Below are 16,266 nucleotides of genomic sequence, written 5' to 3' on the forward strand. Positions count from 1 at the left end.
ACCTCACTTTCAGAAACAGATGGTTGAGGTACAATATAAATTCACTATTTGTTCGTTTGATACATATAACCTCTCGTTCTTGGTAATATGGATTTATCTGTTGTCTTTACCAATAAGTATTGAACAACATCGATATTGCCAACTTCGAATGAAGCTGCACAAGCTTGTAAATATAAAGACCACATTCGATCAAATCTTTCTCCATATTTTTCAATTACTTGCTGCTCAACCCTGACATAATTTTGATACCACGTTTCGAGAGTTCTTTGATAATGGAATCTTAGTGGTTCAATATCAGTAAATTGTAAATTAGCATCCATAATATGTTTTAGATTTTCTGCTATATTTGGAATGTAACCACCTGGAAATATATATTTACTAATAAATGGATCTACACCAGCACCCATATGTTGTCCTGTAATTCCGTGAATTAATGCTCGTCCTTCAGGAGCCAAAAGTTCCTGTACCTTTTTAAAATACAGACCGAGATTTTCTTTTCCCACATGTTCAAACATTCCAACAGAAGTTATATAATCAAAGTTACCTTTTAATTCACGATAATCTTCCAGTAGAACTGTCACTTTATTTTGTAAATGACGACTTTCAATTTGTTGTTTTGTATAGTCATACTGTTCTTGGCTTAGTGTAATTCCAGTTGCATGCAAATCAAATTCTTCGGCAGCCATAAATAATAATGTTCCCCAACCACTTCCAATATCTAAAAGCTTTTTCCCAGGGTTAGTTGCCAATTTCTGTAAAATATACCGATCTTTGTTCAATTGTGCCTCTTTCAAACTATCATCATCACTTTTGTAATATGCACAAGAATAAGTCATAGTCTCATCAAGCCACAGACGATAAAAATCGTTACCGATATCGTAATGACTTTTGATATCGCGTTGACTAGCTCGCTCTGAGTGTGACATTTTGGGTAAATATTTTAAAAACGAGTTCTTTGTTAAGAAACTTTCAGATTGACGATAGGCAGAGGCAATCAGTTTCTGAATGCTTCCTTCAATTTGAATATCTCCATCCATATAAGCTTCTCCAAGTACCAATGTTGGCTGATCTGTTAACTCCTGTAATGGAAGTTTTCTCTTAAGACGAACTTTAATAACAGGTTCTCCAACACCATACACTTCAACTTTGTTATCCCAATAAGTAACTGACACTGGTATATCAAACGCATGGCTTAGTAACTTTCGATAGATATTTTTTTCTAACATTGTTTTCCCTTCTGTCTCATAATTGAATGATTTATTTTTTCTATTTTCCAGCTCTTTTTTGTAGTTCTGCTGTATATCGATTTCCAACTATTTTAATTTCTCGTGATAGCTCATTAAGTTGAATTAATTCCGCTTGATCGAATTTAATGTTCACAGCCTGTAGATTTTCTTTTAAACGACTTAATTTAGTAGTCCCTGGAATTGGAACTATCCACGTCTTTTGCGCTAAAATCCATGCCAAAGCAATTTGAGCCGGTGTAGCATTCTTTTCTTTTGCAAAAATTTTGATTAAGTCCACCAAAGCTTTATTTTTTTTAATTGCTTTTTCAGTAAAGCGAGGTAATTTAGTACGTAAATCATTTTTTGAAAAAATAGTTTCAGCATTAATTTTCCCAGTTAGATATCCTTTGCCAAGTGGACTGAAAGGAATAAAACCGATACCTAGTTTTTCTAGCAAGGGAAGCAGTTCATCTTCGGGTTCTCTAGTCCACAACGAATACTCGCTCTCCACTGCAGTTAGTGGTTCAACATTATGTGCTTTCTTTATTGTTTCTACTCCAGCTTCAGAGAGGCCCCAGTGTTTAATTTTTCCTTCTTTTTTTAACTGTCCCATAAGTTGGGCAACTTCCTCAATTGGGACCTTAGGATCTACCCGATGAAGAAAATAAAGGTCAATCGTCTCTCTTTTGAGACGTTTTAAAGATCCTTCTAATGATTTACGAATACCCATTAAATTAGCATCTACGACTTGTTTCCCATTTTCTATTCTAATACCACATTTAGTTGCTATCGTGACCTTGTCCTTATAAGGTTTTAGTGCCTTTCCCAACAATTCCTCATTTATAAAGGGACCATACACTTCAGCTGTATCAAAAAAAGTTTCCTTGAGTTCAACCGCTTGTTGGAGCAAATATATCATTTCTTTAGTACTTCTTGCATCACCATAACCGAAACTCATGCCCATGCAGCCTAGTCCAAGTGCGTCAACTTCTAAACCTTCTTTTCCTAAAATACGTTTTTGCATAACCTAAATCTCCCTTCACTAACTATTGACTATTCTGAAATAATTTGTCGTGCAAATTTGCAACTTGTTCACCAATGGTTGCTTCACCAATAAAGTTCATTTGAAATGTATTAGAAAGATGTTCTACAACATGAGTAATCGGACGTATAGCATCAGAAGGATCCGAACCTTGATTAAAAGATAAATATTTTTTACGAAGTGATTAAATATTAAATACTCATGCCCCCATCAACACTGTAAATCGCACCAGTGACATAACTAGCCTCTTCAGAAGCAAGAAAAAGAGCAACATTTGCAACTTCATTAGCATTTCCCATACGCTTTACAGGAATACTACTAGCCGTTGCCTGTTCATGATTTCTTGCTTCTTCATCTGAGAGCCCAGCTTTCGTCCAAATAGGAGTTTTTATTGCACCTGGTGTAATCGCATTAACTCTCATTTCACTAGAAGCAAGCTCTAATGCCCAGACCTTAGTGAATGCTTCAATAGCAGCTTTCGCTCCTAAATACATTGATAAATTAGGACCTTTTCTGTGAAGCCCTGCACTAGATAAATTAATGATGACGCCCTTAGCCTTTTTCAACAATGGTAACGAATGAATTGTTATATCGACTAGTCCTCTCACATCGATATCAAAAGCCATATCATAATCTTTAATTGTCATTTCTGAAATTGATTTAACAGGACACCATCCTGCACTATTAACTAATATGTCTATTCTTGAATTGAATTTTACACTGATTTTTTGTATAACATTTTTTATTGCCTCACTGTTGCTAAGATCTGCTACATAATATGATATATTTTTATTTGTATCGGCAACCTCCATTAATTTTTTTCACGACGACCAAGTATAATAACAGAAGCCCCTTCTTGAGCAAATCGTTCTGCAATTGCACGTCCTATTCCAGAACCTCCCCCTGTAACAGCCACAATTTTATTAGCTAATTTTTTTGCCATTTTTTTAAACACCTTTCCTTAGCTGACATAGTTTTTAAGCACTTAATTCAACAATAAATATACTTTTTAATTTTTAAAAGGAACTATTTTCCTTATTTTTCCACAAGAATAAGAGATAGTATTAGAATATCATTTGGAGTGAACTCTAAGTCAAGTGTTTAGTTTTTAAAATAAAAAGAGATTATATTTGACTTGAAGTGTACTTCAAGGAATATAGTTTAGACGTTGGTTAATCCAATTACAGACAAGTCTAGTTATTTAAATAAATTTAGGAGGAATTTTAATGGCTTATAAAACAGTAAATCCATACACAAATGAAATCGTTAAGACTTACGATTTTGCAACTAAGAAACAAATCGAACAAACATTAAGTACAACACACAACTTGTATAAGAAGTGGCGCAAAGAAAAAATATCAGATAGAGCCACTACTCTTCATAAAATCGCTGACTTGCTCAGAGCTAACAAGCAAAAATTGGCTAAAATCGCAACTGTGGATATGGGGAAACTTCTTAGAGAATCAGAAGGCGAGGTTGAATTATGTGCGCTGATTGCTGACTATTTTGCAGAACATGGTGAAGAATTTCTGTCACCTACACCAATTACGACTAGGGCAACTGGTGCTGCTGAAATTGAGAAACAAGCAATAGGAACAATTCTTGCAGTCGAACCATGGAACTTTCCTTACTATCAAATCATGCGTGTGTTTGCTCCTAATTATATAGTAGGGAACCCAATGATTTTGAAGCACGCTTCTAACACCCCAGGATCTGCAGCGGCTTTCGAAAAAATTGTTATTGAGGCTGGAGCGTCAAAGGGAAGTATGGTAAATCTATTTTTGAACTACGATCAAGTAAGCAAAGTTATTGCAGATCCAAGAGTTCAGGGTGTCGCGCTGACTGGTTCAAAGAGAGGTGGTCAGTCTGTAGCCAAAGTAGCTGGTGAAAACTTGAAGAAAAGCTCAATGGAACTTGGTGGAAGTGACGCTTTCATCGTTTTAAGTGATGCTGATGTAAAACAAGCTGTAGATCTCGCCTGGAGAGTTCGTTTGTATAATGCAGGACAAGTATGTACTTCTTCTAAACGATTTATTGTTGCTGACAATTTGTACGATGAATTTCTCAAGCAATTAAAAGAAAAATTTGCAAATTTGAAACCTGGAGATCCGATGAATTCAAACACAACACTAGCTCCCATGAATTCGCAAAGAGCTAAAGAAAAATTACAGGATCAAGTTAATCGTGCCATTGCTGCAGGCGCAAAAGTCTACTATGGTAATCAAAAAATTGATCTTTCTGGTCAATTTTTTGAACCAACGATCTTAGTTGATGTTAAGAAAGACAACCCGTTATTTTATGAAGAAATGTTTGGACCGGTTGCTCAGGTATTTAAAGTGCATAGTGATGAGGAAGCAATTGAATTGGCTAATGACTCAAAGCTTGGTTTAGGTGGTATTGTCTTTTCAAAAGATCCACAACATGGAAAAAAGATCGCACAACAAATTGAAACGGGAATGGTCTTTGTCAACACCTTCTTGAGTTCATTACCTGAGTTGCCATTTGGTGGGGTAAAAGGTTCAGGTTATGGAAGAGAATTGAGTTCATTGGGATTAATGGCATTTGTCAATGAAAAACTAGTCGTAACTGCGCAAAAACCTGATTTTAATAACGTAGCTGGTGGACTAGCAATTCTCTAAGAATAAAGTTAATTACCTTGCATAGATAAAAAAGTATTAAGGTGTAGAAAACATTAGCATAAGAATTCAGCAATCAACTACAACAACTATAGGCAAGGATATAGTTGATTAAGCTCTTTAATTTTTGAAAATCATTAATAAGGTTAAAAATATCAAGTAAAAATCAAAAGGCCTGTGACAAGTAACTGTTTTGTCATAGGCCCTTGTTAGGGTAATTATAGTTACTTACTAGTAAATTGCCTAAAAAACACTAAATGTATGTTTGGAGAATAGTTAATGAAGAAAAATAAGCAAATAATATTAACAACGGTCTTGATCAGTTATTTTTTAATAATCTTGAGTAATTCGGTTATTTTCACTGGAATTGTAGATATCCAACACGAATTATCATTATCAACGAAGACTCTTTCATGGGTCAGTAATAGTTATTCACTAACATTTGGTGGATTACTCCTGTTATCTGGTAGATTAAGTGACATTTTCCCTAAAAAAATAGTCTTTTCTGTGGGCATAATTATCTTCGGAATTACCTCTTTGTTGGTAGGTATTGCTAATACAGGAACATTACTAATTTTGGCACGTGCATTTCAAGGAGTAGGTGCTTCAATTATCGCTCCTACATCATTGGCACTATTGTTGGACACATTTGATGGAATAGAGCGTACAAAAGCAATTGCTTTATATGGAGCAACTGCTGGAATAGGTTCTAGTGTTGGCTTGGTCTTGGGAGGGCTTTTCGCAAGTTTATGGACTTGGAGAATCGGATTTTTAATTAATTTTCCTTTAGCTGCTGTGCTACTTGTTATTGTCTTTAACCATGTTACTTCAAAAATAAGTAAACAAGCAATCAGTATTGATTACTGGGGAAGTGTTTTATCAATTTTAGCTGTTGCGAGTTTGTTATATGCAATGACTGCAGACAACAATCAAATAATATTTCTGATAATAGGTGCCATCTTACTTATTGTATTTGTTATTTTAGAATCAAAGTTAAAAAAACCAATTATGCCCCTTTCTTTATTTAAAGACTTTGAACGTACGGGTGCTTTTATAGCTAGATTTTTTTATATGGCAGCAATGATGAGCTTTTGGTTTTACACTCCCCAATTAATGCAAGGTGATTTGCATTTTGCTCCTATTTGGGTAGGCTTTGGTTTTTTCCCTATGACAATGGTTATGTATATTGTGGCACTTCGATTACCTGAAATGACACAGAAAATTGGAAATGCACGCATTCTACATATCGGAATGCTACTAACACTAATTGGAATGATTATTGTTTGCTTCTTCCAAAATAGTTTCGGTTATTGGTGGGGGATTGGTGCTCCAATGCTGCTAATTGGTGCAGGTCAAAGTATGTCTATAAGTCCTCTAACAGTGTCTGGTGTTATTAGAACCCGTGGAGAAGAGTCTGGAGCAGCATCGGGGCTGGTTAATGCAGTTCATCAAATTGGTGGAGCTGTTGGCTTAGCATTTGTAGCTCTGGTTGCTGGGAATATCAACAATCAAGTTATGCGGTATCAAGTATCTATGATTACAGCAACTATTTTTGTGATAATAGCCCTCATATCAAGCTTTTTTCTGATTCATTCAAATAGAATGCGTAGATAATTTTAATTGCTTAACTCATGCAATTAAAGAAGCATATCCAAAATTGTATAAAGATATAATTAAGGAGCTACGTCGGAAGTTAACTTTTGACGTAGTTCCTTTGTTTACTCTGTAAATGTCTTCGATAAATTCAGATATCAATATCTATAAGTCACTTGATACTTCAAATTCTTCTCAAATAAATTCACTTTGTTACTGTATTTTTAATAAATTCATTCTTGAAAACCTATTTATTGTTTACTTATATTGCGTCTTTTCTTTAATCTAGGATAAAGGACAGATATATAAAGAATCAATGCAACAACTGTAAAAATTGCCAGGCCACCAAAAGCAGGTGCATACCCTAGAAATTTGATTCCAATCCCTAGTATCAGAGCTCCTAACCCATAAGCCAAATCCGCTGTTGCAAAAAGAGTTGCACTTGCCACTCCACGCCGATCAGGTGAACAAAATACATAACCTGTTGCTTGTAATAGAGGAAAAACTACACCAAAACCAAGTCCAAATAAAATCGCTGATATCAAGAAAATAGTTAAATTAGATGCCCAGCCCAAAACAATTAAACCACAGAACATCAGCACAATACCAGGAATAATTATAGCAGTTACCCCATAACGATCTGATAACCGTCCAACTCCCAACCGTACTACAAACAAAGATAAAGCATACATTGAAAAGTATAGACCAATATTTTTAATTCCTTGATTGATACCGTAACTGGCGATATATGCCATAATAGCCCCATAAGGCATAATTGTGAATAGAATCACTAAACAAGTAGGCATAACACTTTTTTCAAATAACATATCTAATTTTGAATCCACTTTAGCATGTGGGATAGTCTGAGAAACAGAGAAACTTTTTTTTACCGAAGGTTGTTTTTTTTCATAATTTAAGGATAAACCTGTTACTAAGCTAATGATTCCTATTAATGTACCTGCTCCAAATAGCCACCAAGAACCACGCTGAAACATATTCAGCCCCAGGCCGGGTCCAAGTGCCATACCAATAGTATTAGCCAAAGTATAGTAACCTATACCCTCGGTTAGCCGCGAAGCAGGTACTAAGTCTGCAGCTATGGCACTCCCAGAAGTAGAAGATGCACTGAAACCTATCCCCTGCAACGCTCGAATTATTAAAATCCCCCCTAAAGATGAAACCAGTCCAAAGAAAGGAGCCGCTGTTGCCATTATAATAACGCCCACGAGATAAACAGGTTTACGTTCCCAGTGGTCAGCTGTATCCCCCCATATTGCACGCGAAGCCAGACAACTTATGGTATATACTAAAATAATAATTCCACCGACTGAAGGATCAGTAGCACCAAGATTGCGAGCGAACAGAGGGAGAGTCGGTATAAACATAAATGTTGTAATATACATAAAAATAGCAGTAACTAAAAGTAGAACAAAGTTTTTTGTCCATAAAGGCTCACGATAAAACTTTTTCTTCAAAAACAAGATCTTCTTTCTATAGTTATAATATTTTTATTCTGATAAACTATATAAACGCTTTAATTATTTTTGAATAGACAAAAAGAAGGACTTTATCAAAAATACACTAGGATAGGTGCCTCCCTCAAATATTAAGAAACATCTCAGAAGTTCCTAACAATAGAGTTGGGTCAAAAGTTAAATTTTGATCTAGTTCCTCTATATTGTTACGAATAAACGTGCTTCATAAGTCCAAATTCTCCATCTAACTTCGAATTACTCATAGCAAAGTTCCCACTATGTTCGTAATTTCTAGTTGATACTCAAAATTTTCCGACTTTGTATAGCGCAGATTATTTTATTGTCCAAATAATTTTAGAAATCTGTGACATAGGAATAGCCGATGCTGTATACTCTTGAAATTTGAATTACAAATATAATTTAATTCGTATTTCTTTTATTTCGAACAAACTTGTCTGGTAGATCTTTATGCTCTCTTTCAAGTTTGCGCAATTCTGCTTCAGCCTTAGCCATGTGATCTTCGTAATGTTCTAATTTCCAATGTAAATGATCAATGGCAGCTTGTAGGTCATCTTTTCGTTCTTCCATTACTTCTAACTGCTCTTTCAACAATTGTTTTTGTTCTGCAATGCTTCCTTCAGCCGAATCAACTAAATTCATATATTTAGAAAGATTTTCAATAGACATACCTGCTGAACGCATTTGTTTAATAAAATTAATTCTACCGATAATACGTGTACCAATATCCCTTATTCCCGAAGAAGTTCTATCGATATGTGGTATCAATCCAATTTTTTCGTAGTATCTGATAGTATCTGAACTTACTCCAGTTAATTCACTAGCTTTTTTAATATTCATTATTATCATTCCTTTTATAATTACCTAAACCATATATTATATGGTAGTTATATTTTTGTTTGCTACTTTTGTAGGAGTAACAATACCACAGTAGCGCATTGAAAATCTATTAGTAAAAGTTTCAAAAACATGATTGATTGATCTAAATACTTCTGAATTATCGGGATTACTTCCTTGCGCTAAAATAACTGTCTTTTTATCTCGATAGACATCGCTTACTAAGCGATGTCTATCGAGCCAAGTCTTTAATGAACCTGTCATATCATTCCAATAAATAGGCGTTCCAATTGCAATTATATCGGCTTTTTTTAATTGTAAAGCTAATTCAGTAAATTGGTCTTGATTAGTCGCCTGACCTAATTGGTCAATATGATAATCAATTAAATTATAGGTCTGATATGGTTCGCCATCAAAGAATTTTTGGGCCAGTTTAGTAGTTTCACCATTAGTGTTTTGACTTGAGTTCAAAAATACATTTATTTTCAAAATCTACCTCCACTGTCAATTAATATTATTAAAAAAGCTAAACTCAATGCTAGAGTTTAGCCATTTAAGAAAATGCAAAATAAAAAAATAAATTTTATTCTTACACACTAACCTTGCTGGTTTGATGGTCTCATAACAATTTCATTTATATCAGAGTCTTCTGGTAAATCAACAGCTAATGAAATTGCTTGCGCTACACGTTCTGAAGGCATCGATACACTGGCATAAAAATTTTCCATTGTCTTTTTAGTATCTGGGTCAGTTACATGATCAACTAATTCAGTCGATACAGCACCTGGTGAAACAACAGTCACTCGAACATGGCTTTTTGCAGCAACTTCTTCTTGACGTAAGGCTTCACTGATCATCCAAACACCAGCTTTAGTTGCACTATACACACCACCACCAGAATGAACTGCATGTGCTGCAACGGAAGCTATATTGATAAACTGTCCTGATTGTTGTTTGCGCATCTGTGGAAGAGCCGCATTTATTCCGTAGAGGACGCCGCGTAAGTTGATATCAATCATCCGATTCCAATCTTCAACCCGCCCTTTAATAAATTCAGAATGTGGCATTAATCCCGCATTATTCATCCAAACATCCAACCGACCATACGTGTCGATAGCTTTTTGGGCTAAAGCTTTAACCTGGTCAAGTTCACTGACATCAGTTGTCAAGTAAGTTGCTTGTCCCCCCGATTGTTCAATATCCTTAACAATTTTTTGCAAGCGTTCTTCCCGACGTGCTCCAAGGACTACTTTATTTCCCTTTGAAGCTAACAACTTAGCCGTTGCTTCGCCGATTCCAGAAGAAGCGCCTGTAATCACAATAACTTTTGACATAAAAGAACCTTCTTTCCAAAATATTAAAATATTAATTCCAAATTTCTTTCGCTAGACTAAAAGCAGTCCATGCCTTAGGCCAACCTGCATAGAAAGCCAGTTGAGTAATAATTTCAACTATTTCTTTTTTCGTTACACCGTTTTTCTTAGCGAGAAGCATGTGATTTTTTAGTTGAGGAAAAAGGCCTTGCGACATTAAACTCGCAACTATTATTAAACTTCGATCACGCGCAGAAAGAAGTTTTTCTCTCGACCAAACTTCTCCAAATAAAACATCATCATTTAATTCGGCAAATTTAGGTGCAAAATCTCCAAGGCGATCATGTCCAGCTGTTTGCTTTTCTACCATTTATCTTTCCTCCAAATTTGCATAATCTGCATCTGAAACAGGTTCTAGCCATTCAGGTTTACCAGCAGTGACTGCTATATGAGCGAACCAGCTGTCTTTGGTGGCCCCATGCCAATGTTTAACGCCGTCATGAGTCACAACAATATCACCCTTTTTTAACAAACGTGGCCTTTGCCCAATTTCTTGGTACCAACCTTCTCCACCAGTAACCAGTAAAATTTGGAAACCAGCATGATGTATATGCCAATTATTACGGCAACCGGGCTCGAAAGTCACAACACCAACTGAAACATTCACTTGGGGATCATTGACGAGGCTCTTTAAATAACTTTGCCCGACAAAAAATTTTTGATAGGCATCATTCTTATCACCTAATGGAAAAATGACACCCTTTTTCAAGTCACTATTCTGTGCCATCTATTTCTCCTTTCAGTACAGTTAACACAAAAGACACCTAAACTTAATCTACATGTCTAACCAAACCATGAATTCTCTTAACGGCAGCAGGATCACGATGATCAAAGAATTGACTCTCATTTTTATCAAGTGCTGCAATTTTTTTCATTTCATCATCTGTTAACTTGAAATCAAGGCTGGCAAAATTTTCTGCCATTCTGTTTTTATGAACAGACTTAGCAAGTGCAACTATGCCACGTTGAGTCAACCAGCGTAAAATAACCTGACCAACTGATTTATTATATTTTTGACCTATTGCAGTTAAAGTTTCATTATTAAAGATGCCATGTTTTCCTTCAGCGAATGGTGCCCATGCTTCAGGTTGAATGCTATTTTCGTGAAGAAAAGAAACAGCCTCTTTTTGTTGCATCCAAGGATTTGTTTCAATTTGGTTAACCGCTGGTTTAACATCATTATATAAGGACAAGTCCATAATTCTATCTGGTTGGAAATTTGAAACACCAATTGACTTAACTTTGCCTTCTTTTTGCAGATCTTCCATTGCGCGCCAAGATCCATAAACATCACCGAATGGTTGATGAATTAAATACAAATCAAGATAATCCAATTGAAGTTTACGCAATGAAGTTTCAAAAGCTTTCTTTGTTGCTTCATACCCTGTATCTGAAACCCATAATTTTGTTGTAACGAATAGGTCCTCACGTTTGATTCCACTGCGCTTGATACCTTTTCCGACTGCTTCTTCATTACCATATGAAGCGGCTGTATCAATCAAACGATACCCAACATCAATAGCATCAACAACTGCTTGTTCTGCTGCTTCTAAGTCCGCAATTTGGAAAACCCCGAATCCTAGCATTGGCATTTTGTTGCCATCATTAAGTTTCTTAAATTCCATAATTAACAACTCCTTCTTTTTTTGTACAAGTTAATTGAACACCTTGAAGTCAACTCTAAGTCAAATGAAAAATTATTCTTCCTGTAACTTTTTAATAAAAACTTGGTTTCTTAAAATCAGTATGTGGCTCACCCAAGCCTAAACTTTCGTGATGATAATCACGTTTACCGGTTAATAGATCAACAACTACTTGCGCTACTGCTTGGCGTGTTACTTGGGCTTCAACGAATGGTTCACCCTTAGTTGTAATGTGAACATTTTTGTTTCCATCCTGATTGTATAACCACGTGATTCGTAAAATAATATAATCTAAGTCACTCTCTTCAATAATTTCAGCCGCTTTGTGCATAGGAAGTTTCCATGTTTCACCGGTATTTTTTCGATACCATTTTTGAAATGGACCTGTAACTTCCTGGTAAATATCTGGAATATTCGCAGCAATGAATCGAGGCTTCCCATTTTCCTCAAGCAACTTAACAAGTTTACGGATTAAGTCATCTCCTGCTACATAGCTTAAATAAACTGCATCTACTCCTGCAAGAGCACCCTTGATTTTATCAAATTCTTCAAAGTTTCCATCTACAAATGTCATACGTTCATCCGCTTTATTAGCTAATCTATTTGAAACATTCCGACCGAAAAGCACCAAATCATAATCTGTTTGACTTATTAAATTGTCAGTTACCATTTGTCCAATCTGTCCTGCAGCACCTAGAATTAAAATTTTCACAACTACTCCTCCTTGAAATTAATAATTAAGATATAACTACTACTTCCTCATATCCAACTTCAGTCTATTCCTTAGACTGGACTCCAAGTCAAGCTTTATGATCATAATATTCATTTCGTATAGTAAAAATTTATAATTTTTATAATTAACAATTTCAAATATCACAAAAATTAGAACATATGAAAAACATGTTTCTACTAAACAGTTTTGTTGAAAACTACGTATACACGCAAAGTTTCACCAAATAGTTTCCACCAAATTAATTGATAATTCCTTTATTAATCTTAGAAAGACTTAAGATATTAAAAAAGAATATTACTAAGCTCATCATCATTCTTTTTTATCCTAGTTCTGGGTCGATTGGGCCATCAGGGTATACTTTTTAATTCATTCTCTACAACTTCAAATCTTCGAATCATTCGTCCAAAATATGCCACCTAATATTTCGTTCCTTGTCAGTTATTGCCAACTTAAAGTAATCTAACATAACAAAAAGTAATAACATTCACTGAATCTTCCCAATAAAAATCAGTACTCAAAAAGCCATGGCTTCCCTCAAAGGGGCCATGGCTTTTAATGTTTATTATCGATTGTTATTAAAGTTTTTCTTTACTTACAATGTTCAACTTTTCATCCAAGTCATAAACAACTGGTTGACCTGTTGCCATTTCAACACCCATGATGTCTGCATCTGAGATGTCTTCAATGTATTTTGTAAGGGCACGTAATGAGTTACCATGTGCTGCGATGATGACATTCTTGCCTTCAAGTAACTTAGGAGCAATTTCGTCTTCCCAGAATGGGATGACACGTTCCAAAGTAACCTTTAAGTTTTCACCACCAGGGATAGCACGTGGATCAAGATCTGCATAACGACGATCTTGTGCTGCAGAACCTTCATCATCAGCACTCAAGAGTGGAGGAAGGACATCGTAAGAACGACGCCAGATATGCACTTGATCTTCACCAAATTTTTCAGCAGCTTCTGCCTTATTTTGGCCTTGTAATGCACCATAATGACGTTCATTTAAGCGCCATGTTTTTGTTTCTGGAATCCATAATTGTCCTGATTCCTCCAAAGCAAAATGCAATGTTTTGATAGCACGAGTCAATACAGATGTATAAGCTTGATCAAATTCGATTCCTGCTTCTTTTAACTTACGTCCAGCTTCCTTAGCTTCTTTTTCACCTTGTTCACTTAAGTTAACATCAACCCAACCGGTGAAAAGGTTCTTCAAGTTCCATTCACTTTGTCCGTGACGGATAAAAACTAATTTTGTCATAACTAGCAAAAACCTCTTTCATTATATGATTTGTTTACAATTCACATTTTACACTGAAAACTTGAAAATTCATAGTCCAAACAAGTTACAAATTGTGAAAAAAATTCTTAGTTTTTCAAAGCTTTCACTATGGCATTCACAGCTTTTTCAACATTCTCAGGCGTTGTTGCAAGATTTAGTCTGATGAAACCTTCACCTGCTGTTCCAAAAATCTCACCATAATCAACTGCAAGCCTTGCTTCATGTTGTATTAAATGATGCAACTTATCAGCGGATACCATTTTGCGCATATCGACCCACGCCAAGTAGGTTCCTTCAAGTTCGGTAACCTTAACTTCAGGTACATTCTCAGCGAACTGGCTCTTGAGATAATTAAAATTATATTTAATTAATCCAAGCATCCCGTCTAACCAGTCTGCGCCGTCTCGGTAAGCAGCTTCAGCAGCTACCTTACCGATTAAATTACCGCTTGGCAGACACAGTTTCTTAACATACTCATCATAACGTTCACGAATTTGCGGATTTGCGATTACCACATGACTATTCTGAAGCGCAGCCAAGTTAAAGGTTTTAGATGCAGCATCAAGCATTACGATATTATCACGGTAAAATCCGTCTTTAATCGCGATAGCTGAAACAAACTTATTGTCCCCCACAATCAAATCATGATGAATTTCATCAGAGATTACCAACACTTTCTCCTCGCGGCAAATCTCAAACAGTTTTTCAAGTTCAGCCGCTGTCCACACTCTTCCAACAGGATTGTGCGGTGAACAATTAATCAATAGCTTAACATGTTCAGTTTGAATCTTATTACGGATGTCTTCAAAGTCCATCTCATAGTGACCATTGTTATCTTTTAGATTTGAGACAATCAACTTGCGCTCATTATCTTCAATCACATGCATAAAGGGATGATACACCGGCTGCAGTACCATTATTGCATCATCTTGTAACGTTAAGACATTGACTAATGCACTGATTGACTGAACAACCCCTGCTCCGAAACGAATCCATTCCTTATGTAATTCTGTTCCATATCGTTCTTGCTGCCACTTAAAATAGGCTTCGTAATAACTGTCGGGTGTGAGCGAATATCCATAAGCACCATGTTCAATTCTTTTTTTCAAAGCATACATCACTGCTTCTGGGGCCTTGAATTCAGTATCAGCGACCCACATTGGAAGAAGATCATTTGACCCAAAGCCAGCCTTCATCCCGTCCCATTTGACCGAATCAGTATGTTTGCGTTCAACCGCATATTTTTCTACAAAATCTGCAACTTTCATTATCTATTTACTCCTTATGACTCAATTTATCTTTGATTTTCCCTAGTGAGGCCTTTTTTCTCTTAATAGGTTTTACTCCTAAAATATCCAACAAGAAGGTAAAAATTGGGATTCCAACGATTAAGCCCCACATTCCGAAAAACTTCTCTGCAACAAATAACACTACAAAGGTATAAAAAATAGGAAGTTCTGTCTTATTTGACATCAACTTGGGATTAAGCACATAGGATTCTAGTGAATGCACTACCAATAACATGATAGCAATATAGAAGACATAGTTAAGTCCCCCAACTGAATAACCAATAATACACATTGGGATTGCTGAAATGATAACCCCCGCCACGGGAATCAGGCTCATCAAAAAGATTAATAAGGACAAACTAAATAGCTGTGGCATCTGCATTATTGCAAGACAAATTGTCGTCAGCGTTGTATTCACAATCGCAATGATAAACTGTGTTTCAATCACAATTCCAAAAGTATTGACGAATTTCTCAGCAAAAAAATAGATATCTTGAAAAAACCAATCATAGGGTCCTTTCAAAAAGCTTCGCGAAAAACTAAACATTCTCTTTTTTTCAATCGTGAAAAAGAAGCTTAGAAATAGTGACAATAAGAAAGTCACACCCATTGATCCAATACTTGTCACATACTTGAAAAGAAGTGCCACACCATTCTTCATCTGTGAAACAATAGTTGACGTACTTATATAGCTATTAATATAGCGTAAGATTTCGTTTCCATCAAAAGATGGCTTTTGATAAAAATTCATTACATACTTGACCATTGACTCTGTCTGATAGAAAAGCTTAGGCAAATAGATTGTTACTCCGAGGTATAAGGACCCGATTATTAATAGATACACGATCGAAACAATTAATGTCGCAGGTATTTTCAGATGCTTTCTGATGAAATTAGTTAAGCTGATTACCAGAAAAGTAAAAATAAATGTTAACAGTATCAAACTTAATAATTCACGCATTTCATACAAAACAAAAATTGTAAACAGCAACACAATTGTTCGCCGTAATTGTACATTAGCAACAAACTTCTCCCATATTCCCAAAAAACCACTCCTAAACTTGTTAGTCTTCCTTGGTTTCATTGTACCTAAAAAGAAGCAATGACAACACCCTTTT

General features: G+C 35.6%; 17 protein-coding genes. 2 read left to right on the plus strand and 15 right to left on the minus strand.

Annotated elements, in window-relative coordinates:
• Nucleotides 1-44: 44 nt before the first annotated feature.
• The 4 genes from FFX44_RS07030 to FFX44_RS07045 form a co-directional block, all read right to left on the minus strand.
• Nucleotides 45-1,226, minus strand: coding sequence for a cyclopropane-fatty-acyl-phospholipid synthase family protein (locus FFX44_RS07030; RefSeq protein ID WP_289979241.1), 1,182 nt, complete (start codon nt 1,224-1,226; stop codon nt 45-47).
• Nucleotides 1,227-1,266: 40 nt separating this feature from the next.
• Complete coding sequence (locus FFX44_RS07035) at nt 1,267-2,250, minus strand: aldo/keto reductase (protein WP_289979242.1); 984 nt, start codon at nt 2,248-2,250, stop codon at nt 1,267-1,269.
• 209 nt (nt 2,251-2,459) lie between these two features.
• Nucleotides 2,460-3,080, minus strand: a complete 621-nt coding sequence (locus FFX44_RS07040; protein ID WP_289979243.1) for an SDR family oxidoreductase — start codon at nt 3,078-3,080, stop codon at nt 2,460-2,462.
• Nucleotides 3,080-3,211: an SDR family NAD(P)-dependent oxidoreductase gene (locus FFX44_RS07045; protein ID WP_289979244.1), complete on the minus strand. Its 132-nt coding sequence runs from the start codon at nt 3,209-3,211 to the stop codon at nt 3,080-3,082. The genes FFX44_RS07040 and FFX44_RS07045 overlap by 1 nt, the downstream gene beginning before the upstream one ends.
• Nucleotides 3,212-3,494: 283 nt before the next feature.
• On the opposite strand from FFX44_RS07045, the gene FFX44_RS07050 reads away from it, so the two are divergent.
• On the plus strand, nt 3,495-4,907 hold the full coding sequence (locus FFX44_RS07050; RefSeq protein WP_289979245.1) for an NAD-dependent succinate-semialdehyde dehydrogenase: 1,413 nt from the start codon (nt 3,495-3,497) through the stop codon (nt 4,905-4,907).
• Between the two features lie 276 nt (nt 4,908-5,183).
• Complete coding sequence (locus FFX44_RS07055) at nt 5,184-6,518, plus strand: MFS transporter (RefSeq protein ID WP_289979246.1); 1,335 nt, start codon at nt 5,184-5,186, stop codon at nt 6,516-6,518.
• A gap of 230 nt (nt 6,519-6,748) precedes the next feature.
• Here the strand turns inward: FFX44_RS07055 and FFX44_RS07060 are convergent, their stop codons facing one another.
• The 11 genes from FFX44_RS07060 to FFX44_RS07110 all read right to left on the minus strand — a co-directional run bounded on the left by FFX44_RS07060 (nt 6,749) and on the right by FFX44_RS07110 (nt 16,193).
• Nucleotides 6,749-7,972, minus strand: a complete 1,224-nt coding sequence (locus tag FFX44_RS07060; protein WP_289979249.1) for an MFS transporter — start codon at nt 7,970-7,972, stop codon at nt 6,749-6,751.
• A 420-nt stretch (nt 7,973-8,392) separates the two neighbouring features.
• Complete coding sequence (locus tag FFX44_RS07065; protein ID WP_289979251.1) at nt 8,393-8,830, minus strand: MerR family transcriptional regulator; 438 nt, start codon at nt 8,828-8,830, stop codon at nt 8,393-8,395.
• 36 nt (nt 8,831-8,866) lie between these two features.
• Nucleotides 8,867-9,316, minus strand: coding sequence for an NAD(P)H-dependent oxidoreductase (locus FFX44_RS07070; protein ID WP_289979254.1), 450 nt, complete (start codon nt 9,314-9,316; stop codon nt 8,867-8,869).
• Between the two features lie 107 nt (nt 9,317-9,423).
• The gene (locus FFX44_RS07075; RefSeq protein ID WP_289979255.1) at nt 9,424-10,161 is read right to left on the minus strand and encodes an SDR family oxidoreductase; all 738 of its coding nucleotides are present in this window, start codon (nt 10,159-10,161) and stop codon (nt 9,424-9,426) included.
• 31 nt (nt 10,162-10,192) lie between these two features.
• Entirely contained in the window at nt 10,193-10,510 is a 318-nt protein-coding gene (locus FFX44_RS07080) for a carboxymuconolactone decarboxylase family protein (protein ID WP_289979257.1), read from the minus strand.
• A complete protein-coding gene (locus FFX44_RS07085; protein WP_289979258.1) occupies nt 10,511-10,927 on the minus strand; it encodes a cupin domain-containing protein in 417 nt (138 codons plus the stop codon).
• Nucleotides 10,928-10,970: 43 nt separating this feature from the next.
• Entirely contained in the window at nt 10,971-11,825 is an 855-nt protein-coding gene (locus FFX44_RS07090; protein ID WP_289979259.1) for an aldo/keto reductase, read from the minus strand.
• Nucleotides 11,826-11,916: 91 nt separating this feature from the next.
• Nucleotides 11,917-12,555, minus strand: a complete 639-nt coding sequence (locus tag FFX44_RS07095) for an NAD(P)H-binding protein (RefSeq protein ID WP_289979261.1) — start codon at nt 12,553-12,555, stop codon at nt 11,917-11,919.
• A 596-nt stretch (nt 12,556-13,151) separates the two neighbouring features.
• A complete protein-coding gene (locus FFX44_RS07100) occupies nt 13,152-13,838 on the minus strand; it encodes a 2,3-diphosphoglycerate-dependent phosphoglycerate mutase (protein ID WP_289979262.1) in 687 nt (228 codons plus the stop codon).
• Between the two features lie 107 nt (nt 13,839-13,945).
• Entirely contained in the window at nt 13,946-15,127 is a 1,182-nt protein-coding gene (locus FFX44_RS07105) for a MalY/PatB family protein (RefSeq protein WP_289979265.1), read from the minus strand.
• Between the two features lie 7 nt (nt 15,128-15,134).
• A complete protein-coding gene (locus FFX44_RS07110) occupies nt 15,135-16,193 on the minus strand; it encodes an AI-2E family transporter (protein ID WP_289979267.1) in 1,059 nt (352 codons plus the stop codon).
• Nucleotides 16,194-16,266: the final 73 nt, after the last annotated feature.

The sequence above is a fragment of the Lactobacillus sp. UCMA15818 genome, assembly GCF_030400225.1.
Taxonomy (GTDB): Bacteria; Bacillota; Bacilli; order Lactobacillales; family Lactobacillaceae; genus Liquorilactobacillus.